Annotated in this window: 30 protein-coding genes; 9 read left to right on the forward strand and 21 right to left on the reverse strand. The window is 66.0% G+C overall.

The genetic code is table 11. The features are described from left to right. Positions 1 to 23 precede the first annotated feature (23 nt). Together D6C00_RS09575 and D6C00_RS09580 are read left to right on the forward strand one after the other, a co-directional pair. The gene (locus D6C00_RS09575) at positions 24 to 815 is read left to right on the forward strand and encodes an exodeoxyribonuclease III (protein WP_125181518.1); all 792 of its coding nucleotides are present in this window, start codon (positions 24 to 26) and stop codon (positions 813 to 815) included. Continuing rightward, a complete protein-coding gene (locus tag D6C00_RS09580; protein ID WP_125181519.1) occupies positions 809 to 1,480 on the forward strand; it encodes a sulfite exporter TauE/SafE family protein in 672 nt (223 codons plus the stop codon). Before D6C00_RS09575 ends, D6C00_RS09580 begins: the two co-directional genes overlap by 7 nt. Positions 1,481 to 1,917: 437 nt before the next feature. Here D6C00_RS09580 and D6C00_RS09585 read toward each other — a convergent pair whose 3' ends face one another. From D6C00_RS09585 to D6C00_RS09615, 8 genes are all read right to left on the reverse strand, one after another. Further along, positions 1,918 to 2,448 (reverse strand): hypothetical protein, encoded by a 531-nt coding sequence (locus tag D6C00_RS09585; protein ID WP_125181520.1) that lies wholly within the window; start codon positions 2,446 to 2,448, stop codon positions 1,918 to 1,920. A 246-nt stretch (positions 2,449 to 2,694) separates the two neighbouring features. Next, the gene (locus D6C00_RS15470) at positions 2,695 to 3,060 is read right to left on the reverse strand and encodes a hypothetical protein (protein ID WP_158675380.1); all 366 of its coding nucleotides are present in this window, start codon (positions 3,058 to 3,060) and stop codon (positions 2,695 to 2,697) included. After that, a complete protein-coding gene (locus D6C00_RS09590) occupies positions 2,978 to 4,177 on the reverse strand; it encodes a dynamin family protein (protein WP_125181521.1) in 1,200 nt (399 codons plus the stop codon). Before D6C00_RS09590 ends, D6C00_RS15470 begins: the two co-directional genes overlap by 83 nt. Before the next feature lie 156 nt (positions 4,178 to 4,333). Continuing rightward, positions 4,334 to 4,627, reverse strand: coding sequence for a DUF167 family protein (locus D6C00_RS09595; protein ID WP_125181522.1), 294 nt, complete (start codon positions 4,625 to 4,627; stop codon positions 4,334 to 4,336). A gap of 9 nt (positions 4,628 to 4,636) precedes the next feature. Then, positions 4,637 to 4,885: a YggT family protein gene (locus tag D6C00_RS09600; protein WP_206609542.1), complete on the reverse strand. Its 249-nt coding sequence runs from the start codon at positions 4,883 to 4,885 to the stop codon at positions 4,637 to 4,639. Continuing rightward, the gene (locus tag D6C00_RS09605; RefSeq protein WP_125181524.1) at positions 4,846 to 5,136 is read right to left on the reverse strand and encodes a YggT family protein; all 291 of its coding nucleotides are present in this window, start codon (positions 5,134 to 5,136) and stop codon (positions 4,846 to 4,848) included. Before D6C00_RS09605 ends, D6C00_RS09600 begins: the two co-directional genes overlap by 40 nt. A 73-nt stretch (positions 5,137 to 5,209) precedes the next feature. Beyond that, on the reverse strand, positions 5,210 to 6,040 hold the full coding sequence (gene proC / locus D6C00_RS09610; protein ID WP_125181525.1) for a pyrroline-5-carboxylate reductase: 831 nt from the start codon (positions 6,038 to 6,040) through the stop codon (positions 5,210 to 5,212). A gap of 142 nt (positions 6,041 to 6,182) precedes the next feature. Beyond that, the gene (locus D6C00_RS09615; RefSeq protein ID WP_399360681.1) at positions 6,183 to 6,899 is read right to left on the reverse strand and encodes a YggS family pyridoxal phosphate-dependent enzyme; all 717 of its coding nucleotides are present in this window, start codon (positions 6,897 to 6,899) and stop codon (positions 6,183 to 6,185) included. A 164-nt stretch (positions 6,900 to 7,063) separates the two neighbouring features. On the opposite strand from D6C00_RS09615, the gene D6C00_RS09620 reads away from it, so the two are divergent. Together D6C00_RS09620 and D6C00_RS09625 are read left to right on the forward strand one after the other, a co-directional pair. Further along, positions 7,064 to 8,104, forward strand: a complete 1,041-nt coding sequence (locus D6C00_RS09620) for a type IV pilus twitching motility protein PilT (RefSeq protein WP_125181526.1) — start codon at positions 7,064 to 7,066, stop codon at positions 8,102 to 8,104. 133 nt (positions 8,105 to 8,237) lie between these two features. Then, complete coding sequence (locus D6C00_RS09625) at positions 8,238 to 9,407, forward strand: PilT/PilU family type 4a pilus ATPase (protein ID WP_125181527.1); 1,170 nt, start codon at positions 8,238 to 8,240, stop codon at positions 9,405 to 9,407. A 119-nt stretch (positions 9,408 to 9,526) separates the two neighbouring features. Here D6C00_RS09625 and D6C00_RS09630 read toward each other — a convergent pair whose 3' ends face one another. The 13 genes from D6C00_RS09630 to gshA form a co-directional block, all read right to left on the reverse strand. Beyond that, positions 9,527 to 9,808, reverse strand: a complete 282-nt coding sequence (locus D6C00_RS09630) for a SelT/SelW/SelH family protein (RefSeq protein WP_125181528.1) — start codon at positions 9,806 to 9,808, stop codon at positions 9,527 to 9,529. 63 nt (positions 9,809 to 9,871) lie between these two features. Further along, the gene (locus tag D6C00_RS09635) at positions 9,872 to 10,750 is read right to left on the reverse strand and encodes a dihydroorotate dehydrogenase electron transfer subunit (protein WP_125181529.1); all 879 of its coding nucleotides are present in this window, start codon (positions 10,748 to 10,750) and stop codon (positions 9,872 to 9,874) included. Positions 10,751 to 10,926: 176 nt separating this feature from the next. Next, positions 10,927 to 12,228: a dihydroorotase gene (locus D6C00_RS09640; protein WP_125181530.1), complete on the reverse strand. Its 1,302-nt coding sequence runs from the start codon at positions 12,226 to 12,228 to the stop codon at positions 10,927 to 10,929. 118 nt (positions 12,229 to 12,346) lie between these two features. Next, positions 12,347 to 13,339: an aspartate carbamoyltransferase catalytic subunit gene (locus D6C00_RS09645; RefSeq protein WP_125181531.1), complete on the reverse strand. Its 993-nt coding sequence runs from the start codon at positions 13,337 to 13,339 to the stop codon at positions 12,347 to 12,349. After that, positions 13,336 to 13,839 (reverse strand): bifunctional pyr operon transcriptional regulator/uracil phosphoribosyltransferase PyrR, encoded by a 504-nt coding sequence (pyrR, locus tag D6C00_RS09650; RefSeq protein WP_125181532.1) that lies wholly within the window; start codon positions 13,837 to 13,839, stop codon positions 13,336 to 13,338. Before pyrR ends, D6C00_RS09645 begins: the two co-directional genes overlap by 4 nt. 9 nt (positions 13,840 to 13,848) lie before the next feature. Further along, entirely contained in the window at positions 13,849 to 14,256 is a 408-nt protein-coding gene (gene ruvX / locus D6C00_RS09655) for a Holliday junction resolvase RuvX (RefSeq protein WP_125181533.1), read from the reverse strand. Further along, on the reverse strand, positions 14,249 to 14,812 hold the full coding sequence (locus D6C00_RS09660) for a YqgE/AlgH family protein (RefSeq protein ID WP_125181534.1): 564 nt from the start codon (positions 14,810 to 14,812) through the stop codon (positions 14,249 to 14,251). The genes ruvX and D6C00_RS09660 overlap by 8 nt, the downstream gene beginning before the upstream one ends. 363 nt (positions 14,813 to 15,175) lie before the next feature. After that, a complete protein-coding gene (locus tag D6C00_RS09665; protein WP_125181535.1) occupies positions 15,176 to 16,030 on the reverse strand; it encodes a TonB family protein in 855 nt (284 codons plus the stop codon). Then, the gene (locus D6C00_RS09670) at positions 16,027 to 16,575 is read right to left on the reverse strand and encodes a Gx transporter family protein (protein WP_125181536.1); all 549 of its coding nucleotides are present in this window, start codon (positions 16,573 to 16,575) and stop codon (positions 16,027 to 16,029) included. The genes D6C00_RS09665 and D6C00_RS09670 overlap by 4 nt, the downstream gene beginning before the upstream one ends. A gap of 131 nt (positions 16,576 to 16,706) precedes the next feature. Next, the gene (locus D6C00_RS09675; protein WP_125181537.1) at positions 16,707 to 17,075 is read right to left on the reverse strand and encodes a NusG domain II-containing protein; all 369 of its coding nucleotides are present in this window, start codon (positions 17,073 to 17,075) and stop codon (positions 16,707 to 16,709) included. Next, the gene (locus tag D6C00_RS09680) at positions 17,072 to 18,118 is read right to left on the reverse strand and encodes an FAD:protein FMN transferase (RefSeq protein WP_125181538.1); all 1,047 of its coding nucleotides are present in this window, start codon (positions 18,116 to 18,118) and stop codon (positions 17,072 to 17,074) included. Before D6C00_RS09680 ends, D6C00_RS09675 begins: the two co-directional genes overlap by 4 nt. Beyond that, a complete protein-coding gene (gene gshB / locus D6C00_RS09685; protein WP_125181539.1) occupies positions 18,108 to 19,058 on the reverse strand; it encodes a glutathione synthase in 951 nt (316 codons plus the stop codon). The genes D6C00_RS09680 and gshB overlap by 11 nt, the downstream gene beginning before the upstream one ends. Continuing rightward, a complete protein-coding gene (gshA, locus tag D6C00_RS09690) occupies positions 19,055 to 20,383 on the reverse strand; it encodes a glutamate--cysteine ligase (RefSeq protein WP_125181540.1) in 1,329 nt (442 codons plus the stop codon). Before gshA ends, gshB begins: the two co-directional genes overlap by 4 nt. Before the next feature lie 314 nt (positions 20,384 to 20,697). Between gshA and D6C00_RS09695 the strand changes: the two genes are divergently transcribed. The 5 genes from D6C00_RS09695 to D6C00_RS09715 all read left to right on the forward strand — a co-directional run bounded on the left by D6C00_RS09695 (position 20,698) and on the right by D6C00_RS09715 (position 25,167). Beyond that, positions 20,698 to 21,054 (forward strand): response regulator, encoded by a 357-nt coding sequence (locus D6C00_RS09695; RefSeq protein WP_125182433.1) that lies wholly within the window; start codon positions 20,698 to 20,700, stop codon positions 21,052 to 21,054. A 163-nt stretch (positions 21,055 to 21,217) separates the two neighbouring features. Further along, the gene (gene pilH / locus D6C00_RS09700; RefSeq protein ID WP_125181541.1) at positions 21,218 to 21,583 is read left to right on the forward strand and encodes a twitching motility response regulator PilH; all 366 of its coding nucleotides are present in this window, start codon (positions 21,218 to 21,220) and stop codon (positions 21,581 to 21,583) included. Positions 21,584 to 21,603: 20 nt separating this feature from the next. Continuing rightward, positions 21,604 to 22,149 (forward strand): chemotaxis protein CheW, encoded by a 546-nt coding sequence (locus D6C00_RS09705; protein WP_125181542.1) that lies wholly within the window; start codon positions 21,604 to 21,606, stop codon positions 22,147 to 22,149. 75 nt (positions 22,150 to 22,224) lie between these two features. Beyond that, positions 22,225 to 24,246: a methyl-accepting chemotaxis protein gene (locus D6C00_RS09710; protein ID WP_125181543.1), complete on the forward strand. Its 2,022-nt coding sequence runs from the start codon at positions 22,225 to 22,227 to the stop codon at positions 24,244 to 24,246. A gap of 42 nt (positions 24,247 to 24,288) precedes the next feature. Next, on the forward strand, positions 24,289 to 25,167 hold the full coding sequence (locus D6C00_RS09715; RefSeq protein ID WP_158675381.1) for a CheR family methyltransferase: 879 nt from the start codon (positions 24,289 to 24,291) through the stop codon (positions 25,165 to 25,167). The last annotated feature ends 3 nt before the right edge of the window (positions 25,168 to 25,170 follow it).

Here is a 25,170-nt window from a genome sequence, read left to right on the forward strand (position 1 = left end):
CAGGATCGGAACGGGAATCCAGCGTGCGAGTCATCACCCTCAATGCCAACGGGATCCGCGCCGCGGCGCGCAAGGGGCTCTACCCCTGGCTGGCGCGCCAGCGCGCCGATTTCGTCTGTCTGCAGGAGACCCGGGCCCAGGAATATCAGCTCGCCGACCGCTGCTTCCGCCCGCGTCCCTTCCACTGCTTCTACCACGACGCCGAGAAGAAGGGCTACAGCGGCGTGGCCATCTACAGCCGGCACCGGCCGGACCGGGTGGTGCACGGCCTGGGCTGGCCCGGGTTCGATGCCGAGGGGCGCTGGCTCGAGGTCCAGGTCGGGCGGCTGAATATCATTTCCCTGTACCTGCCGTCCGGCACCTCGTCGGAGTCGCGCCAGCAGGTCAAGTTCGAGGTGCTGGAGCGGCTGCTGCCCTATCTCAAAAGCCTGCGCCGCAAGCGCCGCGAGTACATCATCTGCGGCGACTGGAACATGGCCCACAAGCCCATCGACCTGAAGAACTGGCGCAGCAACCAGAAGAATTCCGGCTTTCTGCCGGAGGAACGCGCCTGGCTGGACCGGCTGTTTGACGAGGCCGGTTACGTCGACGGCCACCGCGTCGCCGATCCCCGGCCCGAGGTCTACACCTGGTGGTCGAACCGCGGCCGGGCCTGGGAGAAGAACGTCGGCTGGCGCATCGACTACCAGATCATCACGCCCGGGCTGCGCGAGCGGGTGCGGCGGGCCCGGGTCTACACCGCCCGGCGCTTCTCCGATCATGCCCCGCTGATCATGGACTACGACTGGCCGCTGCCGGACGGACGGGGATGCTGAGCGAGGCGAACTTCATCGCGGCCTTCCTGGTCGGCCTGCTCGGCGGTGTGCACTGTGTCGGCATGTGCGGTGGCATCGTCGGCGCGTTGAGCTTCGGCCTGCCCGAAGCCACCCGCCAGCGGCCACTGGCGCAGCTGCCCTACCTGGTGGCCTACAACGGCGGGCGCATCGGCAGTTATGTTATGGCCGGTGCGGCCATGGGCGGGATCAGCGCCCTGGCCATGCATCTGCTGGATGTGCGTCAGGCACAGCTGGTGCTGCAGCTGTTCGCCGGGGGCTTCCTGATCCTGATGGGGCTGTACCTGGCCGGCTGGTGGCTGGGGCTGGCGCGGGTCGAGGGCCTGGGCGCGCGCCTGTGGCGGCATATCGAGCCGCTGGGACGGCGGCTGTTGCCGGTCAGCACGCCCGCGCATGCCTTCGTGCTCGGGCTTATCTGGGGCTGGCTGCCCTGTGGCCTGGTCTACAGCGTGCTGATCTGGACCCTGTCGGCCGGCAGTGCCGGACAGGGCGCGCTGCTGATGCTCGGTTTCGGGCTGGGCACCCTGCCCAACCTGCTGCTGATGGGCGTGATCGCGGCGCGCATGAGCGGTCAGTGGATGGAGCCGGAGCCTGGGTTCAGGCGGGCGGCGCGGGGGCGATCGATGAATCGGCAGCGGCGGGCGTGATGGTGTTGGGCGGCGCTGACACAGTTCGCCTGAAAGGAGCAGTGCGGTGCGCAGGTCAGGCTTCGCTTCGCTCACCCGAACCTACTGCATGCCGGCGGTGCTCAGTTCGTGGAAGAACTGCTTGGGGCGAATGCGCACCGCAGAGCGGTTCGCTCTGCGCCGTCGGCGTGAACTGTGATATCGAAGTTCATGCGGCTGCTCGTGGCGACCGCGATTCGTCGATGTAGTTAGATGGCGTCGGCATCGCGACCTCGCAGAAGCGGCGGATTCCGGTGCTGGCTTGCCGGTCAGGCTGATGGATCATGCCGCGACCTCGCGGCCGTGGGTTTGCCGCGGGCGACCGTCACGCCTTCTCGGCAGCACCACCACGTTGAGCATGGCCGAGCGGTTCTATGGAACGGTGATATTGTTTTCACCGGCCAGCCATGGGGCGGGGATCATGCCGTGGGCAGCGGCTTGTAGTGGGCAGCGACATAGTCACCGAATCCTGGATGTTCCTTCGGCTCGCGTGCGGCGGGCGTGGTCACAACAGGGCGAGGCGAACATGGAAGCGGTGGTGACGTGAAAGCATCGGGCGCGATGGACGGCCTCCTTTTGAAGGATCTTGTCCGGTGAAGGGCGTACGAATGGGCCGGAAAAAATGCCGCTATCAGACCGTGATCTGACGACCGTGATGCGGGGCGGTGCTGTCGGGTCGCGTTCAGGCAGCCGGAACCGCAATCCGGGCGCTGGCGCGTTGAATCGGCCCGGCCACGGCGGGGCCGGCGGCGGTCGGAGGCACCTCGCGCAAAACCGTTCGCAGGACTGCAGATCGTCCCCAGGGTGGCCTGCTCGGCCTCCAGTTCCTTGATCCTGGCTTCCAGGGTGTCGCGCGATTCGTTGATCCGGCGCAGCGTCTCCAGGCGTTTCTCCATCACCCGCTTGTGATCCTTGATCTGCTGCACCAGCGGATTCATGACTTCCTTCAACAGGGCGTTGGCCTCCTGGTTGGCGCGGAAGAAGATGCTGCGCGCCTGGCCCTGTGACCAGCGAGACGAAGAACTTCTTGATGACAAAGCTCTGCTCGGTCATGGCCACTGAAGGGCTGTTGCGGAATGCCTCGGCCTCCTTGAGCAGGTTGTGGAAATCCATGTTGAACTGATCGACCGAGAACACCTTGGGCGTCATCGCCGGCAGGCCGTGCTCCTCGTGGAACTTGCGATAGGTCGAACGGATCAGGTTGCGGGTCTGCTCGGCCGAGTGCGCGACCTGGTCCATGGTGTCGCGCGCCCCCTCGAAGAAGCCTCCATGCCGCGCTTGAGCCCGGCCGTGGTCCAGGCGCCGGTCATCTCCTTGCGGGTCTTGTCGATCAGGCGGTCGAAGGATTCCAGGCTGAGCGCGTCCAGCATCTCCTTGGCCTGGCTCTGCAGTACCCGGCGGCTGGACTGGAAGCTTTCCACGTTGCGCATGTAGGCCGACTGCTCCTCGCGCGATTTCTGCATCAGATGCTGGATCACATCAGTATTCTTGCCGCGCAGCGAACCCAGGTTCTCCAATTCCTTGCGGGTCTGGGCCAGCCGGCCGCTGAGGATGTCGTGCATCTCGTTCTGCAGCCCGCCGATCTCGTGCAGGATGTGATCGCGCAGCACGTTGAGCTTGTTGGGCAGCACCTCGGTTGGACAGAAAGCCCTCCAGCTCGGGCAGCCGGCTGCGTGCGAGCAGTTCCTCGTCATCGCGGATCTTGCCCGCCAGGCCCTTCAGCGCCGACAGCGGAAAGACCTGCTCCTCGTCCACGTGCAGCAGCTCGGCGGCCTTGCGGCGCTGGGTGTCGATGGTCTGGCCGACGCTGGCGTCGTCCTTGAGGTCATCCCACAGGGTGTCGATCTTGTTCAGCGCCACCACCAGGTGCTTGTTGTGCTGGCTGCCCAGCGGATGGACATGATGCTCCCACATCTCCAGATCGGAACGGGTCACACCGGTGTCGGCGGCGAGCACGAACAACACGGCCTGGGCCGAGGGCAGCATGCTCACGGTCAGCTCCGGCTCGTTGCCCAGGGCGTTCAGACCCGGGGTGTCGAGGATGACCAGGCCCTGCTTGAGCAGCGGATGCGGGAAGCTGATCAGCGCATGACGCCACATCGGGATCTCGACCTGCTCGGGGTATTCCCCGGTCTTCTGGAAGCGGCTGTCCTGGCTCTCGTCGTACAGGCCCAGCTCGCGCGCCGTTTCCAGTTTGACCGTCTTGGTGCGGATGACCTCGCGGAAGGTGTCGCTCATCTGTTCGGGCGAGTCGGTGTTCAGGGGCAGGGTCACCCAGTGTTCGGGGGCATTCTTGTAATCGGCGATGGAGCGGTCCTCGCGCCGGGTCTCGATCGGCAGCAGACGCAGATAGGCCGAATCGGCCCTGTGGTCATAGAACAGCTCGCTCGGGCACATGGTGGTGCGACCGGCGTCCGAGGGCAGCAGCCGGCAGCCGTAACCGGCAAAGAAGATGGCGTTGATCAGCTCGGTCTTGCCACGCGAGAACTCGGCCACGAAGGCGAGGTTCAGCCGGTCCTGGCGCAATGCATCCATGGTTTCGTAGATGCGCAGGTCGGTCTCGCCCTCGTCCATTTCGTGTTCGTCGAGCCATTTCTGGAAGGCCTGCAGGGTGTCGAGCACCTCGGTTTTCCAGTTGGCGTAGGCTTCCAGCCGCTGACTGAACGCGTCGTTTTGCATTGTGTGTTTTCCTCCAGACAGAACCGGTCGGCCGTGCCGGCGGCGCGACTCCCTTGTCAGGGCTTTCGACCGGGACGGGGGAATCTTGAGACGCAATACAGAGGCTTAGGCGCCGGCGCGCGGGCCGGGGCTCAGGATGTGACTGCTGTCACGCCCTCAGGGGGAAGGGATTTCCGGCGGCAGGCGGGCCGGGCGGTGGATGCGCAGGCGCTTGTCGCGGCCGCTCTCGCCCCGCAGCAGGGTGATATCGCGGGGCGCGACGCCGAACAGATTGGACAGGAATTTGATCAGGTTACGGTTGGCCCTGCCCTCCACCGGCGGGGCCTTGATCCGCACCTTGAGCCGACCGCCGTGCTCGCCGGACAGTTCCTCGCGGCGGGCGCCGGGCTGGACATGCAGCTCCAGGATCAGATCCTTGCCGTCCCAGCGGTACCAGGCAGGTTCAGTCATCCCAGGTACTCAGGCCAGCAGCAGCCCGGTGAGCAGGCCCAGCACCAGCCGGCGGGCGACCTCCAGGATGAGGATGGCGAACAGGGGGCTGAGATCGATGCCCGAGATGGGCGGGATCAGGCCGCGCAGCGGCCGCAGCACCGGTTCGGTGAGGGAATACAGGATGGCGAGCGCCGGGTTGTAGCCGCCCGGATTGACCCAGCTGAGGATGGCCTGGATCAGGATGGCGAAGATGAACACCGAAAAGCCCAGCGACACCACACCAGCTCCAGCAGGCTGTGCGCCAGCAGGGGATAGGGCTGCACCGGCCGGCCCGAGACCAGCATCACCAGCGCCACGCCCAGGATCTGCACGACAAGCATGACCACCACAGTGGCGGTGTCCAGGCGCCCGAGCGGCGGCAGGATGCGCCGCAGCGGAATGACCGCCGGATTGGTCACCTTGACGATGAACTGGCTCAACGGGTTGTAGAAATCCGCCCGCAGCCAGCCCAGTAGCAGGCGCAGCATCAGTACCAGTACATACAGCCACCCAGCACCTGGATGACGAAGCCCAGGGTATCGCCCAGCAGATTGCCGCCGTTCATGCGTCCGCTCCCAGTTGTTCGGCCAGCTCGCGCGAGCGCGCCTGTGCGGCCTGCATCGCCCGGGCGATGAGCTGGCGCAGGCCGCCGTCCTCCAGCGCCGCCAGCGCCCGTTCGGTGGTGCCGCCGGGGGAGGTGACCCGCTCGCGCAGCCGCGCCGGGGCATCCTCGGATTCCAGTGCCATCTTCGCCGCCCCGAAGGCCGTCTGCAGCGCCAGCAGGCGGGCGGTGTCCTCCGCCAGACCCAGCTCGGCGCCGGCCTGCTGCATGGCCTCGATCATCAGGAAGAAATAGGCCGGCCCGCTGCCGGACAGGGCGGTGACGGCGTCCATCTGGGCCTCGTCCTCGACCCACAGGGTCAGGCCGACGGCGCGCAGGATCGACTCGGCCAGGTTGCGCTGGGCGTCGTTGACCGCGGCCGTGGCGTACAGCGCGGTGGCCCCGCTCTGCACCAGGGCCGGGGTGTTGGGCATGCAGCGTACCAGCGGGCGGTTGCCGCCCAGCCAGCGGTCCAGATCACTGGCCCGGATGCCCGCGGCCACCGAGATGACCAACGGGTTGGCCGCGTCCAGGTGGGGGGCGATATCCCGGGCCAGCGCGGCCAGTCCCTGCGGCTTGACCGCCAGGATCAGCACATGGGCGCCGGCCACCGCCTCGGCATTGTCGGCGAACACCTCGATGCCGAAGCGACGGGCGACCGCCTGGCGCTGACCGGCATCCGGGTCGCTGGCACGGATCCGCCCGGCCGGGAAGCCGTCGGCCAGCAGCCCGCCGATCAGGCTGCGGGCCATGTTGCCGGCGCCGATGAAGCAGAGCTGGGATTCATTCATAACGCGGGCCTGTTGTTGTTGCTCTGGCAGTCTGCATTGTCGCCGCTTATTAACCCGGCGATCAACAATGCCGTGTTCAGCCGCTGTGCGTGTGCAGTGTTGGTCGCCGGGTTAATTATGGCTGTCAACAAGGTGCCTGGGATCAGTCCGCCGCCGGCGCGGCCGCGCGCTGGCCGAACAGGGCCGTGCCCACCCGCACCAGGGTGCCGCCCTCGGCGATGGCTGCCTCCAGGTCGTTGCTCATGCCCATGGACAGGGTGTCCAGGTCATGGCCGGCCGTGACGAGGCTGTCGTAAAGGTCGCGCAGCCGGGCGAAGGCCCGGCGCTGCTCGCCGAACTGAATGGTCGGGGCGGGAATCGCCATCAGACCGCGCAGGCGCAGCTGCGGCAGCCCGGTCACGGCAGCGGCCAGCCCGGGCAGGTCAGCGGGATCGGTGCCGGACTTGCTGGCCTCACCACTGATATTGACCTGCAGGCAGACATTGAGCGGCGGCAGTTCGGCCGGACGCTGCTCGGCCAGTCGCTGGGCGACCTTGAGCCGGTCCAGGCTCTGGACCCAGGCGAAGCGCTCGGCGATGCGCCGGGTCTTGTTCGACTGCATGGGCCCGATGAAATGCCACTCCAGATTCAGACCGGACAGCATATCCAGCTTGTCCAGCGCCTCCTTGAGGTAGGATTCGCCGAAGGCGCTCTGACCGCAACCGGCCAGGGTCTGGATGTCATCGGCGGGAAACTGCTTGGATACCGCCAGCAGCCGCACGCAGTCGCGGCCGCGCCCGTACTGGTCGCACCATTCACTGATGCGCTCGAGCAGTTCCTGCCGGCGCTGGCACAGTTGCTGGTCGCGTGGGAGCGTCACACCGCCCTCCGATCCGGAATACTGCGCCTTACTATACCCCGGGCGGCCCCGCGGCTGCCACGTGTGTCCGCGCTCCGGGCGGATTTCCCTTGATAAAGCCTTCCGGTAAAGTGTCGATAACAACCTAGTCTAGGACCGAGAACAACCGCTGTCAGGGGAAACGAATGGATATCGCAGAACTGCTCGCCTTCGGGGTCAAGAACAACGCCTCCGACCTGCACCTCTCTTCTCGCGGGCTGCCGCCCATGATCCGCGTCGACGGCGACATCCGCCGCATCAACGTTCCGGCGCTGGAGCACAAGGAGGTCCACGCGCTGGTCTACGACATCATGAACGACAAGCAGCGCAAGGATTTCGAGGAATTCCTCGAAACCGACTTCTCCTTCGAGATTCCGAACCTGGCGCGCTTCCGCGTCAACGCCTTCAACCACAACCGCGGCGCCGGTGCGGTGTTCCGTACCATCCCCTCCAAGATCCTTAGCCTGGAGGACCTGGGTTGCCCGCCCGTGTTCAAGGACATCTCCGACCAGCCGCGCGGCATCGTGCTGGTCACCGGCCCCACCGGTTCCGGCAAGTCCACCACCCTGGCGGCGATGATCAACCACGTCAACGAAAGCCGCTACGAGCACATCCTCACCATCGAGGATCCGATCGAGTTCGTGCACGAATCCAAGAAGTGCCTGATCAACCAGCGCGAGGTGCATCGCGATACCCTTGGCTTTGCCGAGGCGTTGCGCTCGGCCCTGCGCGAGGACCCCGACATCGTCCTGGTCGGCGAGATGCGCGACCTGGAGACCATTCGCCTGGCCCTGACCGCGGCCGAGACCGGCCACCTGGTGTTCGGCACCCTGCACACCAGCTCCGCGGCCAAGACCATTGACCGCATCATCGACGTCTTCCCGGCGGCGGAGAAATCCATGGTGCGCTCCATGCTGTCGGAGTCGCTGCGCGCGGTCATCTCCCAGACCCTGCTCAAGAAGACCGGCGGCGGACGTATTGCCGCGCATGAGATCATGATCGGCACCCCGGCGATCCGCAACCTGATCCGCGAGGACAAGGTCGCCCAGATGTACTCGGCCATCCAGACCGGTCAGGCCACCGGCATGCAGACCCTGGACCAGAATCTGCAGGAGATCGTGCAGAAGGGCCTGGTCAGCCGCCAGGACGCCCGCACCAAGGCGGCCAACAAGGAGCTGTTCCGCTAGAAACGGTTTTTTTACATTTTCCCTCTCCCCTGGCGGGAGAGTTGGGGTGAGGGGGTATTCCCCCGGTCACCCACGATCTATGCTTGTTTCAGGGATAACGAAACCGGCTCCGGGCGACAAGAAGGGAAAATTCATGGCACAGGACCTCAAAACACTGCTCATGCTGGTCGTGAGAAAGAAGGCCTCCGACCTGTTCATCACCGCCGGCGTGCCGCCCAGCATCAAGGTCGATGGCAAGATCATGGCCACCGCCAAGGAGCCGCTTGCGCCCGATGAGGCCAGGCAGATGGTGATGGATACGGTGCCCGAATACCTGCGCGATGAATTCCAGCGCACCCATGAATGCAACTTCGCCCTGAGCGAGAGCGGGCTGGGGCGCTTCCGCGTCAGCGCCTTCTATCAGCGCAACCATGTCGGCATGGTGCTGCGCCGCATCGAAACCCAGATCCCCAACTTCGAGGGGCTCAACCTGCCGCCCGTCCTCGAGAAGCTGGCCATGACCAAGCGCGGCCTGGTGCTGTTCGTGGGCGCGACCGGCACCGGCAAGTCCACCTCGCTGGCGGCCATGCTCGGCTACCGCAACCATCACGGCAACGGCCATATCGTCACCCTGGAAGATCCCATCGAGTTCATCCACCAGCACGACGGCTGCATCGTCACCCAGCGCGAGGTGGGCCTGGACACCGACTCCTACGAGGTCGGCCTGCGCAACACCCTGCGCCAGGCCCCGGACGTGATCCTGATCGGCGAGATCCGCAGTCGCGAGACCATGGACTACGCCATCGCCTTCGCCGAGACCGGCCACCTGTGCCTGTCCACCCTGCACGCCAACAATGCCAACCAGGCGCTGGACCGCATCATCAATTTCTTCCCCGAGGACCGGCGCGACCAGTTGCTGATGGACCTGTCGCTCAACCTCAAGGCCATGATCGCCCAGCAGCTCATCCCCACCGTCGACGGCAAGGCCCGCCGCGCCGCCGTGGAGGTGCTGATCAACAGCCCCTTGGCCTCGGAGTACATCCGCAACGGCGAGATCCACCGCCTCAAGGACCTGATGAAACGCTCCCGCGAGCAGGGCATGCAGACCTTCGATCAGGCGCTGTTCGATCTCTACAAGGCCGGCGAGATCAGCTACGACAACGCCCTGCACTACGCCGACTCACCCAACGAGGTGCGGCTGATGATCAAGCTGGACGAGGAGGATGTGGACAAGCTGGGCGACGCCATTGCCGACATGGAGATCGACAACTCGGATCAGTACTCCATATCAAATCAGAAGCGCGGCGGGAAAAAGCGGAGTTGACCGTGGCTGGGGAGAGTCGTTCGGCTTTCGGCGCCTAGGTCCGGTTAGCGTAGCGTAACCCGACAGCCCGCAGCATGTCGGGTTACGGTGCAGCGCACCCGCTCCAACCTGCATCCATCCTACTCTTTCTTTTTGTCGGAATGCCCAAGCCCCTTCTCCGGCGCAATCTCGTCGCGTACCCGCTGTTTCAGTTCCGTGATCTCCGGGAAACGGCCGGCTTCCCGGCGCGACCAGACCGGCCTGCCGTTGACGGTTACCTCGAATACGCCGCCCGTGCCCGGGCGCAGGGTAAGTTCCGTGATCTCATCCTCGAACGTCGTCAGCAGCTCCTGCGCCATCCAGGCGGAGCGCAGCAGCCACCGGCATTGGTTGCAGTAATGGATTTCAATGTGATTGTCCATGGGGTCACCATTACGCTCTTTGCTGTTCTCTGCGCCTTGTCGTCTTTGCGTTGAGGTTTCAGCTCAGGGAAAAACCGCCCGCGCATCGAACACCGGCCCGTCCACGCATACGCGCTTCATCGCCGGGCCCTGATCGGTTTCCACCTGCACGGTGCAGCCGGCACAGCCGCCGACGGCGCAGGCCATGAACTCCTCCAGCGAAACCTGGCAGGGCAGGTCGTAGTCGCGCGCCAGTTTCGCCACCGCCTCCAGCATGGGGTGCGGACCGCAGGCGAAGATCTCCACCTCCTGCAGGTGCTGCGTGTTGAGCGCAGACAGCCAGTCGCGGGCAAGATCGGTGATGTAGCCCTGGTAGCAGCCGGGGAAGTCCTGCCGGCTGCACAGGCGGCTGGGCACGCTCCAGTCCTCCAGCAGCGGCATGGCAGCGATCACCCCGTCGGGGATGCCGGGGACCAGGATCTGCGACGGGCGGCTGGTGAAGGGGAAGGGGACCTCGGAGCCCATCATCACGAGCGGTTTGCAGGCCGGTTCGCGGCGCAGGGCATCGGCCAGGAACACCATGGGCGGGATCCCCACGCCGCCGCCGAGCAGCAGGGGGCGCGGACGCTCGGGGCGCGGGCGGAAGGGCTGGCCGATGGGGCCCATGACACTGATGGATTCGCCCGTCTGACGCCGGCTGAGCAGACGGGTGCCTTCGCCGACCACCTTGTACAGGAACTCCACCCAGCCGGCCTCGGGGTCGGTGCGCATGATCGACAGCGGCCGGCGCATGGGCAGCAGCGGGTCGCAGGTCAGATGGGCGAAGCTGCCCGGCGCGGCGCGGTGGGCACACTCGGGGCTGTGGACGCGCAGGATGTACTGCCCGCCCGGATGGGCCTCGTGGGTCAGGATTTCGGCGTCTTCCAGATGGATGGTGCCGCGGTGGGGTTTGGCTGTGGTCATGGGTTCAATTATGAATCACAAGGAATACGAAGAACACTGAGAAAACGGATATCCACCACTCTCGGAAGCCGATGATCCGTCATTGCGAGCGCAGCGCGGCAATCTCTACAGACGGGTGCTGCATTACGAGATTGCCGCGCTGCGCTCGCAATGACGAGAAAAAATTGATCGTAGGCTTACCGCTCGAACACCCGCCGGCCGCCCAGCAGGGTGTGCATCACCCTGCCTTTCACTTCCCAGCCCATGAAGGGGGTGTTGTGCCCCTGGCTGAACAGGCTGGTCGGATCGATGCGCCAGCTGGCCTCGGGGTCGAACAGGGTGATGTCGGCCGCCGCGCCCGGGGTCAGGGTGCCGGTGCCCTGTTCGAGCAGACCCAGGATGCGGGCCGGGCCGGCGGTCAGACGATCGATGATCTCGGGCAGGGTCAGCAGCTTGTCCTCGACCAGGCGCAGGGCCAGCGGCAGCAGGGTGTCCAGGCCGGAGATGCCGGGCTCGGTGGCCGGGAAGGGATTGAGCTTGGCGTCGGCCTCGTGCGGCTGGTGGTCACTGCACAGGGCCGACAGGGTGCCGCGGGCCAGGCCGGCACGCAGGCCCTCGCGGTCGCGCTGGGTGCGCAGCGGCGGGTAGACGTGGAACTGGCTGTCGAAGTCGGCGATGTCCAGTTCGGTGAAGTAGAGATAGGGGATGGCCGCGTCGGCCGTGATCGGCACGCCGTCGTACTGGGCGCGGGCGATCATCTGCACCGAGCGGCTGTGGGTCAGGCGGCAGAAGTGCGCCCGCACCCCGGTGTGCTCGATCAGGGCCAGGTCCCGGGCCACGGCGGCGGTCTCGGCCGCGGCCGGGATGCCGGGCAGGCCCAGGCGGGTGGCCACCGCCCCCTCGTGGGCGCAGCCGCCGTTGGCCAGCCAGTATTCCTCCGGGTGGATGAATACGGTCAGGTCGAAGGTGGCGGCGTATTCGAAGGCACGCCGCACCACGGCGGTATGCAGGATGGGCGACTGGGCATTGCTCACGCCACGGCAGCCGGCTTCCTTGAGCGCGGCCATTTCGGTCAGATGCTCGCCGGCAAGCCCCTGGGTGAGCGCGCCGAGGGTGACGACGCGGGCATGGCCGGCGCGTTCGGCGCGCTGGCGGATGAGTTCAACCACGGCCGGGGTGTCGATGATGGGATCGGTGGTCGGTGGGCAGCACAGGGTGGTGATGCCCCCGGCGGCGGCGGCCCGGGTCTCGGAGGCGATGGTGGCCTTGTTCTCGTGACCGGGCTCGCGCAGGTGCGCGGCCAGCTCCACCAGGCCGGGGCAGACAATCAGGCCGCGGGCGTCGATCTCCAGCTCGGGGCGGAAATCGCCGGGCACGCTCTCGCCCACGCCGGCGATGCGGCCGGCGGCGACGGCGACATCGACCTCGGCGTCGAGGCGGTTGGCCGGGTCGATGACCCGGCCGCCCCGGATCAGTATGCGCGCCTTCTTAGCCGCCATTCAGTGCTGTTCCTGTATTGGTGTAACGTTGCCATGGGTAGGTTGGGCTGAGCCGGGCGAAGCCCGATACCTCTACCGAAGGCGGACCCGTGTTGGGCTTCATAGCATCCGGCCCAACCTACACATTCTGTTTTTCCTGGGCCTCGGCATCCGTGTGGGCACGCATGGTCATGGACATGACCGCCATGCGCACGGCGATGCCGTGGGTAACCTGTTCCAGGATAACCGAACGCGGGCCGTCGGCTACCTGGGAGTCCATCTCCACCCCGCGGTTGATCGGCCCGGGGTGCATCACCGTGACATCCGGGTCGGCCACCGCCAGGCGCTGTTCGGTCAGACCGAACAGATGGAAATACTCATGTTCGCTCGGCAGCATGGCGCCCTGCATGCGTTCGCGTTGCAGCCGCAGCATGATGATCACGTCGACGTCGCGGATACCGGCCTCCAGATCATGGAAGACCTGCACCCCCAGCGATTCGGCGTCCACCGGCACCAGGGTTTTGGGCGCAACGATGCGGACCTCGCCGGTGTTGAGGGTGTTCAGCGCATGGATCTGTGAGCGCGCCACCCGCGAGTGCATGATGTCGCCGACAATGGCCACCCGCAGGCGGCCGAAGTCCGGCCCCTTGACCCGGCGGATGGTGAACATATCCAGCATCGCCTGGGTGGGATGGGCGTGGCGGCCGTCGCCGGCGTTGAGCACGCTGATGTGCGGGGCCACGTGGCGGGCGAAGAAATGCGCCGCGCCGCTGTCGGCGTGGCGCACCACGAACATGTCCACATGCATGGCCTCCAGGTTGCGCAGGGTGTCGAGCAGGGTCTCGCCCTTCACGGCGCTGGAGGCGTCGATGTTGATGTTGAGCACGTCCGCCGACAGCCGCTTGGCCGCCAGCTCGAAGGTGGTGCGGGTGCGGGTGCTGGCCTCGAAGAACAGGTTGACGATGGTCTTGCCGCGCAGCAGCGGGACCTTCTTCACCTGCTGGGCGGTCACGCCGGCGAAGGACTCGGCGGTGTCCAGTATCTCGGTGAGAATGGAATGCGAAAGCCCCTCGATGGTGAGGAAGTGGCGCAGCCGGCCCTGGTCGTCGACTTGCAGGTTGGTGCTGCTCATGCGGCCTTGTGAACCTCCAGTACCAGGGGGTCGGGCCCGGTGAGCTTGACGTGCTCGCCCAGGACGAGCTGCAGCCGGGTGCCGACCACGTCGGCCTCGATCGGCAGTTCGCGGCCGCCGCGCTCGACCAGTACGGCCAGGATCACCGAGGCCGGGCGGCCATAGTCGAAGATTTCGTTCATGGCCGCGCGGATGGTGCGCCCGGTGTGCAGTACGTCGTCGACCAGGATGATGTGGCGCTCGTCGACCGAAAAGGGGATGTCCGAGGGCTTGACCTGCGGGTGCAGGCCGATGCGGGTGAAGTCGTCGCGGTAGAAGGTGATATCCAGGCTGCCCAGCGGCTGCTCCAGCCCCAGTGAGCGGTGCAGTTCGCGCGCCACCCAGACCCCGCCGGTATGGATGCCGACCATGGCCGGATCCTCGACGCCGCGGCGCTCGAGCAGGGCGCTGAGATCCCCGGCCATCTGGGCCAGCAGGGGTTCGACAGGGGTCTGGGTCATTGGTGTCTTTTACCTGTGTTCGTCCAGCCAGTCCTGCAGGATGATCCGTGCCGACTGGGCATCGATGTCCGTGTCCTTTCCGTCCCCGAGCCGGCGCGCGGCCTGTGAGCTCAAACGCTCGTCCATCAGGTGCACCGGCAGGCCGAAGCGGCCGTGCAGCCGGCGGGCGAAGCGTTCGGCCGCGGCCGTGGTCGCGCTGACGTCGCCGGTGAGGTACAGCGGCCGGCCCACCACCAGGGCGTCCGGGCGCCACTCGGCCAGCAGGGCCGCCACCCGGTCCCAGTCCGGCTGACCGTCGCGGGCGGAGAGCGATTGTAACGCACGCGCCGTCCCTGTCACCGTCTGGCCGACGGCTACCCCGATTTTTTTCTTCCCGTGGTCGAAGCCGAGCAGGGTGCGCCCGCCCGGCTCAGGCATGCCCGGCGTCGCCCGAGAGCAGGTTGACGTCGACCCCGATCAGGGCTGCTGCCGCCTCCCAGCGCTTCTCCACCGGGGTGTCGAAGATCACCCGCGGGTCGGCCGGCCCGCTGAGCCAGGCGTTTTCCGCCATTTCATGTTCCAGCTGTCCGGCGCCCCAGCCGGCGTAGCCCAGCGCGATCAGCGCCCGGCTCGGCCCCTTGCCCTCGGCCATGGCGGCCAGGATGTCCTGGGAGGCGGTCACGCCGGTGTCATCGGTGACCTGCATGGTGGCCTCCCAGCCGCCCAGCGGCTGGTGCAGGATGAAGCCGCGCTCGGGCTGTACCGGCCCGCCCTGGTAGACGGGCAGGTCGGCGATGTAGGGGTCGCTGGCATTCAGCTGCATGTGCTCGAACACATCGTCCAGACGCATGTCCAGCGGCCGGTTGATGACCAGTCCCATGGCGCCGTCGGCGTCGTGTTCGCAGATATAGGTGACAGTATGGAAAAAGTTCGGGTCCGCCAGGCCGGGCATGGCGATCAGGAAGTGGTTGGCCAGGTAGGGGGATTCCGCCATGGGTCCTAGGGCCTGTTAACACTAATCCAATCGCCTCTGCTGGGGCTGATTTTTCGTCCAGCAAGGCAGAATGAGCGATGTGTAGTCACTCTACATGAGCGAATGATAACGCCGCTGGGCGGGAAATCAGCCCCAGCCCTGCGGGTTGCGCCTGAAAAAGCGCCACTCGTCGTTGCTCGTCGCTTATTTGGAATCACCAAACCACGCTCCTCGCGCCTCGATTGGCGCTTTTTCAGGCACAACAGAGACGATTGGATTAGTGTTTACAGGCCCTAGTATCGGCGAGGGCGCCGGGCGGTGCAAGGGATCGGTGCGGCGCATGTAACGCAGAGAACGCAAAGGCGTTTATTGCCGCCGCGGTTCCTATCTGCCCTGCGTCTGCAGCCCGCTGCTGAGGAACTCCCAGGTGCGGGTGATGTAGAGCAGGTCGGTATCCTCGCGCACGGCTTCCGGCAGCGGCGGGAAGGGCGCGGCCAGCTCGACGATGCGGATGGCGGCGTCATCGAGGACCTGGTGGCCGGAGGACTTGAGCAGGGTGATGGTATAGACGCTGCCGTCCGGCTTGAGCGCGACCTGCAGCAGCAGCTTGCCCGAGACCCCCTGGCGGCGGGCGGCGTCGGGATAGTTGAGGTTGCCGACCCGCTCGACCTTGTGCACCCAGTCGTTCATGTAGCTGGCGTACTTGAACTCGCGGGTGCTGGCCGAGACGAAGGTCTTGCGCGGGCGTTCCGAGTAGGCCTGCAGGGACTGCTTGATCTGTTCGTCCAGCTGGACCATTTCCATGCTGCGCTGGACCAGTTCGTCGGCGCTGGGCCTGGGGCTTTCCGGTTTCGGTGTGGATTCGCTCGGGGTGACCTCGGTGTCGGATTCGGCCTGGGTGAGCACCTGGGGCTGTTCCCGGGCGGTTTCCGGCTCCGGCGGCGGGGCGCTGGCCTGTTTGGCCGGCTGCGGTGGGGTCGGTTCCACCCGCTCATCGACATTGCCCGCCCCGGTCTGGCTGTGCTCGGCCAGATAGTCGGCCTCCTCCGGAGCCTCGGTGTTGTGTTTGGGCAGCAGGGCGATGTCCAGCGGCGGCGGCGCCTCGCGGCTGGCGTCGGGCTCGAAGGTGAAGGACACGCCCAGCAGCAGCAGGGCGTGCAGGGCGCCGGCCAGCAGCAGTGCGACGATCAGCGGATCGCCGTGGTGCTGCGGCCGGTTGCCGAGAACGTTCTGGCTCATGTCCTTGATGCGGTTCCCTCTCGGGGCGTGCCGATTCTGTCCACGCCCTGTAATGCCAAGTTGGCGATTATACCGTTGAGGATGCCGAAGATCAGGGCCGCTGTCAGCAGCGGCGGAAACAGGTGCCACAGACCCGGGTGGGGAATGAACAGCGCATAGGCGAGCAGGAACTGGCCGCTGATGTGGCCGAGTGCGGCCAGCAGGCTCAGCCCCAGCGGGCCCAGCCAGTGCCGCCCCAGGGCCCGGCCCAGGCCCAGGGCCAGCAGGCTGGCCAGGGCGCCGGCCAGGCTCAGCATGAAGGTCGGCGTGAGAAAGCTGCCGAGAATCAGGCTGCCCACCAGCACCCGCAACAGACTGACCCATACCGCTGTACGCCAGCCGAAGGCCAGCAGTGCCAGCAGGGTGACCAGGTTGGCCAGTCCCGGCTTGAGGCCGGGGACCGGGCTGGGGATGGCGGCCTCGAGCACATGGATGGCGATGGCCAGCGCGGCCAGCCAGGCGATGCGGTGATCCTCGGGGCGGGTGGTGACGGTCTCAACGGGCATGGTTCAGTCCGGCAGCATACCCTCCCCTCTCCCTCTGAGGGAGAGGGGCAGGGGTGAGGGTGAAACGCCGCAAGGGCTGATGAGCCATTCGCCCCTCACCCTGGCCCTCTCCCCGGCGGGGAGAGGGAATGTTACAGGTTGATCGCATCATAGCGCCGGTCGCGGCCCTGAACGTGCAGGCTGACCCGGTTGGGCAGGCAGGCGGCGACCATGCCGCCCTGGTCGATCCAGCCGGTGTGTACACAACGTTTGCTCTCGCAGGGGGAGGCAAGAAAACGGGCCCGCCCGGGGGCAAGCTCGATCCGGCTGGCGCCAAGCACACCCTCGATCGCCAGGGTGCGCGATTCGATCAGCGGCAGGCTGGCGTGACGGGCGCCGTCGACCCAGACCTCCAGGCTGGCGGCGGGCTCGCTGTGCCAGAAGTGGACATAGCTCCAGCCGACCAGGACGAGGGCCAGGCCCGCAACCAGGAAATCGCCAGCACGGATGCCGGTGTTCATGGCAGCCCCCGCAGCGTCACTTCCGGTTCAATATCGGTTTCGAAGCGGATGCGTTCTGCCATGGCCGGGCTCAGTTCCACCGTCCCGTCCGGGCGTACCCGCATCACCCGCTCGATGCCCATGTCCGCCGCAGTCTGCGGCCAGGCGTCGCCGGCCACGAACAGGGCGGTGGCGGCGGCATCGGCCACGGCGGCCTCGCTGTGGATGACGGTGAGCGAGGCGGTGCCGCGCGCCGGGTAGCCGTTGCGCGGATCGATAATATGATGATAGCGTTTGCCCTCGGCCTCGAAATAGCGCTCGTAGTCACCCGAGGTGAAGATGCTCTCGTCGCCCTGCGTCTCGATCGAGGCCAGCACCCCCGGCGCGCGCGGATGGCGGATGCCGATGCGCCAGGGGCGTTCGCGTGCACCGATGGCGCGCAGATCGCCGCCGGCATTGACGATGGCGTTGCCGATGCCGGCATCCCGCAGCCGGTCGATGGCCCGGTCCACCGCCACGCCCTTGGCGAAGGCGCCGAGATCGAGCTGCAGCCGCGGATTGGTGCTGCGGGCGTGGCCGCCCTCCAGTTCCAGGTCGTTCATGCGCGGCCGTTCGGCGAGCCAGGCCGCGATGGCGTCCGCCTCCGGCACCTTGCCGGGCAGGTCGTTGCCGTGAAAACCCCACAGGGCCATCAGACCGCCGATGGCGGGTTCGAACAGGCCGCCGCTGCTCCGGTTCAGCCCGCGGGCCTGCTCCAGGACCGCGGCCAGCCCGGCGGGAACCGGTGCGCGCTTGCCCTGTTGCAGGGTCGTGTTGAGCGTGGTCAACCGGCTTTCCTCCCAGGCGTGCCAGTCGTGGTGCAGGCGGTGGAAGTCGCGTTCGATCGCGGCCAGGACAGGATCGGCCCGCTCGGCGTCGATGCCGTAGAGGCTGATGTCGATGATGGTGCCCAGGGCGATGAAGCGGCGTTCGATCAGGGGCGGTTCGGCCGGCTGGCAGGCCGCCAGCAGCACGGCGATCAGGACCGGCAGCAGGTACAGGCGTTTCCGTATCTCAGCGGTCATGGAGTTTCGCGGCCAGGCAGTCCATCAGCTCGCCGGCGATGTCCAGACCGTATTCGCGATCCAGTTCGCGGATGCAGGTGGGACTGGTCACGTTGATCTCGGTCAGGTAGTCGCCGATCACGTCCAGACCGACGAAGTACAGGCCCTTCTCGCGCAGGGCGGGGGCGACCTGGGCGCAGATCCAGCGGTCGCGCTCGCTCAGTGCCACCCCGACGCCGCGGCCGCCCACCGCCAGGTTGCCGCGGGTCTCGCCCGCGGCCGGGATCCGGGCCAGGGCATAGGGCACGGGCTCGCCGTCGATCAGCAGGATGCGCTTGTCGCCGGCGCTGATCTCGGGGATGTAGCGCTGGGCCATGACGGAGGTGCGGCCCAGATCGGTCAGGGATTCGATGATGACGTTGGTGTTGGGGTCGCCCTGGCGTACCCGGAAGATGGAGCTGCCGCCCATCGAATACAGCGGCTTGAGAATGGCGTCTTCCTGTTCGTGGATGAACTCGCGCAGTTGCATCGGGTCGCGGCTGACCAGGGTGGGCGCGCAGCACTCGGGAAACCAGGCGGTGTAGAGCTTTTCGTTGACGTCGCGCAGGCTGGCCGGACGGTTGACCACCAGCACCCCGGCGGCTTCGGCCCGTTCCAGGATATAGGTGCTGGCGAAGTACTCCAGATCGACCGGCGGGTCCTTGCGCATCAGCAGGATGTCGAACTCCGCCAGCGCCAGCGTCTGCGGCGGCTGCAGGCGGTACCAGTCCTGCGGGTCGTCCCGGACCTCCAGCGTGCCGGCCCTGGCCCGGGCATGGCCGTCGCGCAGGAACAGATCCTTCTGCTCGAAATAGCGGATCTCCCAGCCCCGGGCCTGCGCGGCCAGGAGCATGGCGAAGGTGCTGTCCTTGTGGATCCTGATGGCGCCGATCGGGTCCATCAGGACGCCGATACGGGTCATGCCTGGGCCTCGGCCGCGCCCTCGGCCAGCTCCTCGCGGTGCTCAGCCAGCTCGCGCGCCGCCGCCAGCAGGGCCAGCCGGGCGATCACGCCATAGGCATAGAAACGGTTGGGTTCGGCGTCCGGGTCCTGGCTGGTGTCCGGGTTGATGCAGGATTCGACGAAGGCCAGCGGCTCGAACTGCATGCCCGGGGCGTTGAGGTTTTCGTGCACCCCGCGGCCCTTGTGCACCCGGTAGAAGCCGCCGACGACGAAGTGGTCGATCATGTAGACCACCGGTTCGGCCACGGCTTCCTCCTTGCCCCAGGTCTCGAAGGTGTAGACCCCTTCCTGGAGCAGGAACTTGCTCACGCCGCGACCGCCCTTCATCGACCCCATCTTGTTGCGCTGCTTGCGGTTAAGGCTGCGCAGCTCGTCGACACTGGTCACCGACATGATGGCCATGCCGTAGGTGCCGGCGTCGGCCTTGATCACCACGAAGGGATCGCGGTCGATGTTGTATTCGTCGTATTTCTTCTGGATGTCTTCCAGCAGTCTGCCGGCGTTCTTGAGCAGACACTCCTCGCCCTCGCGCTTCTGGAAGTTGAGCTCGCCGCAGTTGCGGAACATGGGATTGATCAGCCAGGGATCGATATCCAGCATTTTGGCGAATTCGGTGGCCACCTCGTGGTAATGGGTGAAATGGCCGGATTTCAGCCGCACGGTCCAGCCCAGATCGGGCGGCGGGATCACCATCTGCTCCAGGTCGCGCAGCTTCTCCGGATGGCCGCCGATGAGATCGTTGTTCAGCAGCACCATGCAGGGGTCGAAGTCCGCCAGCCCGACGCGCCGGCCCCGGCGCTGCACCGGCTCCAGGGTCAGCCGTGCACCGGAAGGCAGCTCGAAGGTCTCGGGCGCGGTCAGATCCTCGCGCAGCGAGCCTACCCGCACGCCATAGCCGGCCTTGGCGACGATGTCGCGCAGGGTCGCCAGACTCTCCAGGTAATAAAGGTTGCGGGTGTGGTCCTCGGGGATCAGCAGGATGTTGCTGGCGGCCTCGCAGATGTGTTCCATCTTGGTCTGGAAGGCCTGGATGCACAGCGGCAGGAAGGCCGGGTTCAGGTTGTTGAAGCCGGCCGGGAACAGGTTGGTGTCCACCGGGGCCAGCTTGAAGCCGGCGTTGCGCAGGTCCACCGAGGCGTACAGCGGGGCCGGGGTTTCGCGCCACTGGGCCCGCAGCCAGGCCTCGATGCGCGACTGCTGCTCCAGCAGGTGGGATTCGATCTGCTGCAGCGGCCCGGTCAGGGCGGTGGTCAGGTGCGGCACATGGGGATGATCTGAGGTCATAAAGTTTGCTGCCGGACGGACGCTACTAGTGTCAGTAAGGGCGTAATAGTAATGGATATCCACATTCCGACGCCAATATCACTACCGGCGGGAAGGGCTGATACATACTTGGACCGCAGTCTCCGGGACGGGTTCAGCCTTCGCTGCGGGGCGGCGTGTACGCGCAACTAATGGAAAGTGGTAGGTTTTTGTGCTAACTGTATGGGGCGCGGCCCGGGTCGCGCCCGATAAACACTACAAGGAACCAGTCAGTGGGGGGATATGCTGTGGAGAGTGCAGCCCAACAGATCGACACGCTCGAAGGCCTGCGGGTCATGGTCATCGACGACAGCAAGACCATCCGCCGTACCGCCGAAACCCTTCTCAAGAAAGCCGGCTGCGAGGTCATCACGGCCACCGACGGCTTCGAGGCCCTGGCCAAGATCGCCGATCACAAGCCGGATATCATTTTCGTCGATATCATGATGCCGCGTCTCGACGGTTACCAGACCTGCGCCCTGATCAAGCACAACCAGGCCTTCAAGAGCACCCCCGTGATCATGCTTTCGAGCAAGGACGGCCTGTTCGACCGGGCGCGGGGCAGGATCGTGGGCTCGGAGCAGTATGTGACCAAGCCCTTTTCCAAGGAGGAACTGCTCAGTGCAATCAGGGATCACGTCGTCCGCGATTGACCCGCCGCCCCGCGATTCGCGCGGGGGAGTGCCGTTCCCGTAAACCACCCGCCGACGGGCCCGAGGGTTTTGTCTAAACCTTCCGTGCCCGCGGGCGATAACAGGTACCAGGACGTGCCGGAAACAAACAGCGCGCCAACCAGTTGATGAAAGGAGACGTTACATGGCTCGTATTCTGATTGTGGATGATTCTCCCACGGAAATGCACGTGCTCAAGAGCATGGTGGAGAAAAGCGGCCACGAGACCCTGACTGCCAGTTCCGGCGAGGAAGGCATCGAGATTGCCAGGGCGGAAAAACCCGACCTGGTACTGATGGACGTGGTGATGCCGGGGCTGAACGGCTTCCAGGCAACCCGCCAGCTGACCAAGGGCGCGGAGACGGCGGACATCCCGGTGATCATCTGTACCACCAAGGATCAGGAGACCGACCGGGTCTGGGGGATGCGCCAGGGTGCCAGGGACTACATCACCAAGCCCGTGACCGAGGCCGATCTGGTCAACAAGATCAATTCCGTGCTCGGCACCTGAACGGCAGACAAGGATGTGCCATGAGTCAAACCTCTGACAAGGATCCGATCCGGATTCTGTTCGAACTCGAGGGACGGCTGCGCCGTGCGGCCCGGCCGCTGCCCAGTGAAGTCGAGCTGCGCGAGGACTGGGTCGGCATCGGCTTCCGCCTGGGCGGACACCAGTTCGTTTCGCCGCTGGGCGAGGTAACCGAAATACTCACCCCGACCGACTATGCCAAGGTGCCCGGCGCCAAGAGCTGGGTGCAGGGCATTGCCAATGTGCGCGGCAACCTGCTGCCGATCATGGATCTGCAGGGTTTTCTCCACGGCCACAGAACCGCCGCCACACGCCGCAGCCGGGTGCTGGTGATCAATCACGCCGGCGTGCATTCCGGGCTGGTCGTGGACGAGGTGCTGGGGCTGAAGCATTTCCTGCCGGAGGATCAGACGCAGGAAACACCGACCGATGATGCCGCCATCCGTCCATTCCTGGACGGCGGCTTTCGCATCGGCGACGAGCACTGGGGCGTGTTCAGTATGCGCCGGCTGGCGGAAACGCCACAGTTTCTGCAGGCGGCTTTGTAATCAGAAAAGCAATTCAGGGACATCGAGACCAACCACCAACCAGGATTCTGGTTTATCGAGGGCAGGAGAGGAACCATGAGCACTCAAACTTCAACGGACAGGCAGGGCCAGGGAAAGCAGGTACGCAATCTTATCCTGCTGCTGCTCGCCTCGGTACTGGCCATGGCGGCGATCTTCGTCTATACCGCCCGTCTGGCGGCATACGACAAGGAGCGCATCGGCTACACCAGTGAACAGCAGGTGTTGTCGCAGCAGATCGCCAAGTACGCCCTGGAGGCGGCTTCCGGCAGCGAGGAAGCCTTCGATCAGGTGGTCATGAACCGGGATCGTTTCGACCAGACCCTGAAGGTACTGCGCAACGGTAATGTCAACTCCGGGTTGCCGCCGACCGTCGAGGAATCCGTCGCACACGAGGAACTGGTCGCGGTCGAGCGCAAGTGGAACGAGTTCCGCGGCACCATCAATACCGTGCTCGAGGGCGAGGAACTGGTGCTGGCGGTCAAGGAGACGGCGGCGGTCATCAACGAGTTCATGCCGCAGCTGCTGGCCCACTACGAGGACGTGGTCAGGGTGCTGGTGGATCGCAACGCCGGCCAGGAGGCCGTGCGCGTGGCCAGCCGCCAGCTGATGCTGTCCCAGCGCATCGTCAACAACCTGAACAAGGTGCTCGCCGGCGAGGATGCCGAGGCGGCCACCGAGCAGTTCGCCCAGGACACCGAGGAGTTCGGCATGGTGCTGGAGGACCAGATCCGCGGCGGTGAGAACGCCCCGCAGATCCAGGATCCCGAGGCCCAGGCCAAGCTGCGCGAGATCGCCATGCTGTTCAGCTCGGTCAGCGACTATGTCGGCGAGATGCTGGATAACGCCGAGGACCTGATGGGCGTGCAGGCGGCGGCCAGCGCGGCCTCGGATCAGTCCGACCAGCTGTTCGCCGCCTCGGCCAATCTGCAGTCGGCCTACTCGCTGGCGCCGACCCAGCGGCCGGTCAAGGTCCATCACGCCTACATGTTCGGCGGACTGGCCCTGATCTTCCTGATCTGGCTGGGCTGGTCGCTCAAGCGTGATGCCGACCGCCGCAGCCAGGCCGCGGAGGAGACCAACAAGAAGAACCAGGAGGCGATCCTGCGGCTGCTCGACGAAATGGGCAATCTGGCCGACGGCGATCTGAGCAGTTACGCCACGGTGACCGAGGACTTCACCGGGGCCATCGCCGACTCCATCAACTTCACCATCGACGCCCTGCGCGAGGTGGTCACCACCATCAACAGCGCCTCGGGTCAGGTTACCGCATCGGCCGAGCAGACCAAGACCACCGCCATGAACCTGTCCGAGGCCAGCGAGCATCAGGCCCAGGAGATCACCTCGGCGGTAACTGCCATCAACGAGATGGCCGTCTCCATCGACGAGGTATCCAGGAACGCCAAGGAATCGACCGAGGTGTCGCAGAAATCGGTGGAGATCGCCAACAAGGGCGGCAAGGCCGTGCGCCGCACCATCGAGGGCATGGACCAGATCCGCGAGCACATCCAGGAGACCTCCAAGCGCATCAAGCGTCTGGGCGAGTCCTCCCAGGAGATCGGCGACATCGTGGAGCTGATCAACGACATCGCTGAGCAGACCAACATCCTGGCGCTCAACGCCGCCATCCAGGCCGCCATGGCCGGCGAGGCCGGGCGCGGTTTCGCCGTGGTGGCCGACGAGGTGCAGCGTCTGGCGGAGCGTTCCTCCAACGCCACCAAGCAGATCGAGGCGCTGGTGAAGACCATCCAGACCGACACCAACGAGGCCGTGATCTCCATGGAGCAGAGCACCTCGGGCGTGGTCACGGGTGCCCACCTGGCCGAGGACGCGGGCGACGCACTGGAGGAAATCGTCAGCGTGTCCGAGAACCTGGCCGGCCTGATCGAGAACATCTCGAACTCCGCGGCCCAGCAGTCCAAGGCGGCCAGCAACATCACCGACACCATGAACGTCATCCAGGAGATCACCACCCAGACCAATACCGGCACCAACGAGACGGCGGCCTCCATCGGCAACCTCACCGAACTGGCATCCGATCTGCAGCGGTCGGTGGCCGGCTTCAAGCTGCCGGAATAACCGGCGTCCGATGCCGAGGGATGCGGGGCAATGACGCTGCAGATGGCAAACCGGAAACTGCCGTCCCGGACAGGTCTGCCGGAGCTCAGTGACGCCCAGTTCGGCCAGTGGCGCGAGCTGCTGGAGACGCGGATGGGAATCAGCCTGAGCGAGCAGCGCAAGCCGCTGTTCGTCTCCGGGCTGCGCGCCCGGATGCGCGAGATCGGCTGCGAGGACTACCAGGCCTACTATCAGCGCCTGCGCGCACCTCACAGCATGCCGGAATGGGCCATCCTCATCGACCGGCTGACGGTGCACGAGACGCGTTTTTTCCGCGATCCCGATGCCCTGGATCTGGTCGAGAGGGTATTGCTGCCCGGATTCGCCGGCCCCGGCGGACGCAGCCTGCAGGCCTGGAGCCTGGGCTGTGCCAGTGGCGAAGAGGCCTATACCCTGGCCATGCTGCTGGATCGGGCGCTCACGACCGGCCCGGATACGGTCCCGCGCTTCGGCATCACCGCCACCGACATCAGCCGTCCGGCCCTCGATACCGCCCGCCAGGGCGAGTATGCCCAGCGCCGCCTGGCCGGCATCCCGCAGGAGTACCGGCAGACATACTGCGAGACGCTGTCACCACAGCGTTTCCGCATCAGCGAACGGTTGCGCCGGCGGATCTGTTTCTCGCCGCTCAATCTCTCTGAGCTGGAGCGGTTCCCGCTGGACGGATTCGATCTCATCTATTGCCAGAACGTGCTGATCTACTTCGACCGCGGCGAGCGCCACGGCCTCCTCGATCGACTGGCCGGACGGCTGGCGCCGGGCGGGCTGCTGGTGCTCGCGCCGGGGGATGTCCTGAGCTGGACGCATCCGGCACTGGAACGCATCCGCTGCGCGGGCACGCTGGCCTATCAACGCCGGGTTGACCCGGAGGCAAGGGATTAAATG

It is taken from the genome of Thiohalobacter thiocyanaticus, from assembly GCF_003932505.1.
Classification (GTDB): domain Bacteria; phylum Pseudomonadota; class Gammaproteobacteria; order Thiohalobacterales; family Thiohalobacteraceae; genus Thiohalobacter; species Thiohalobacter thiocyanaticus.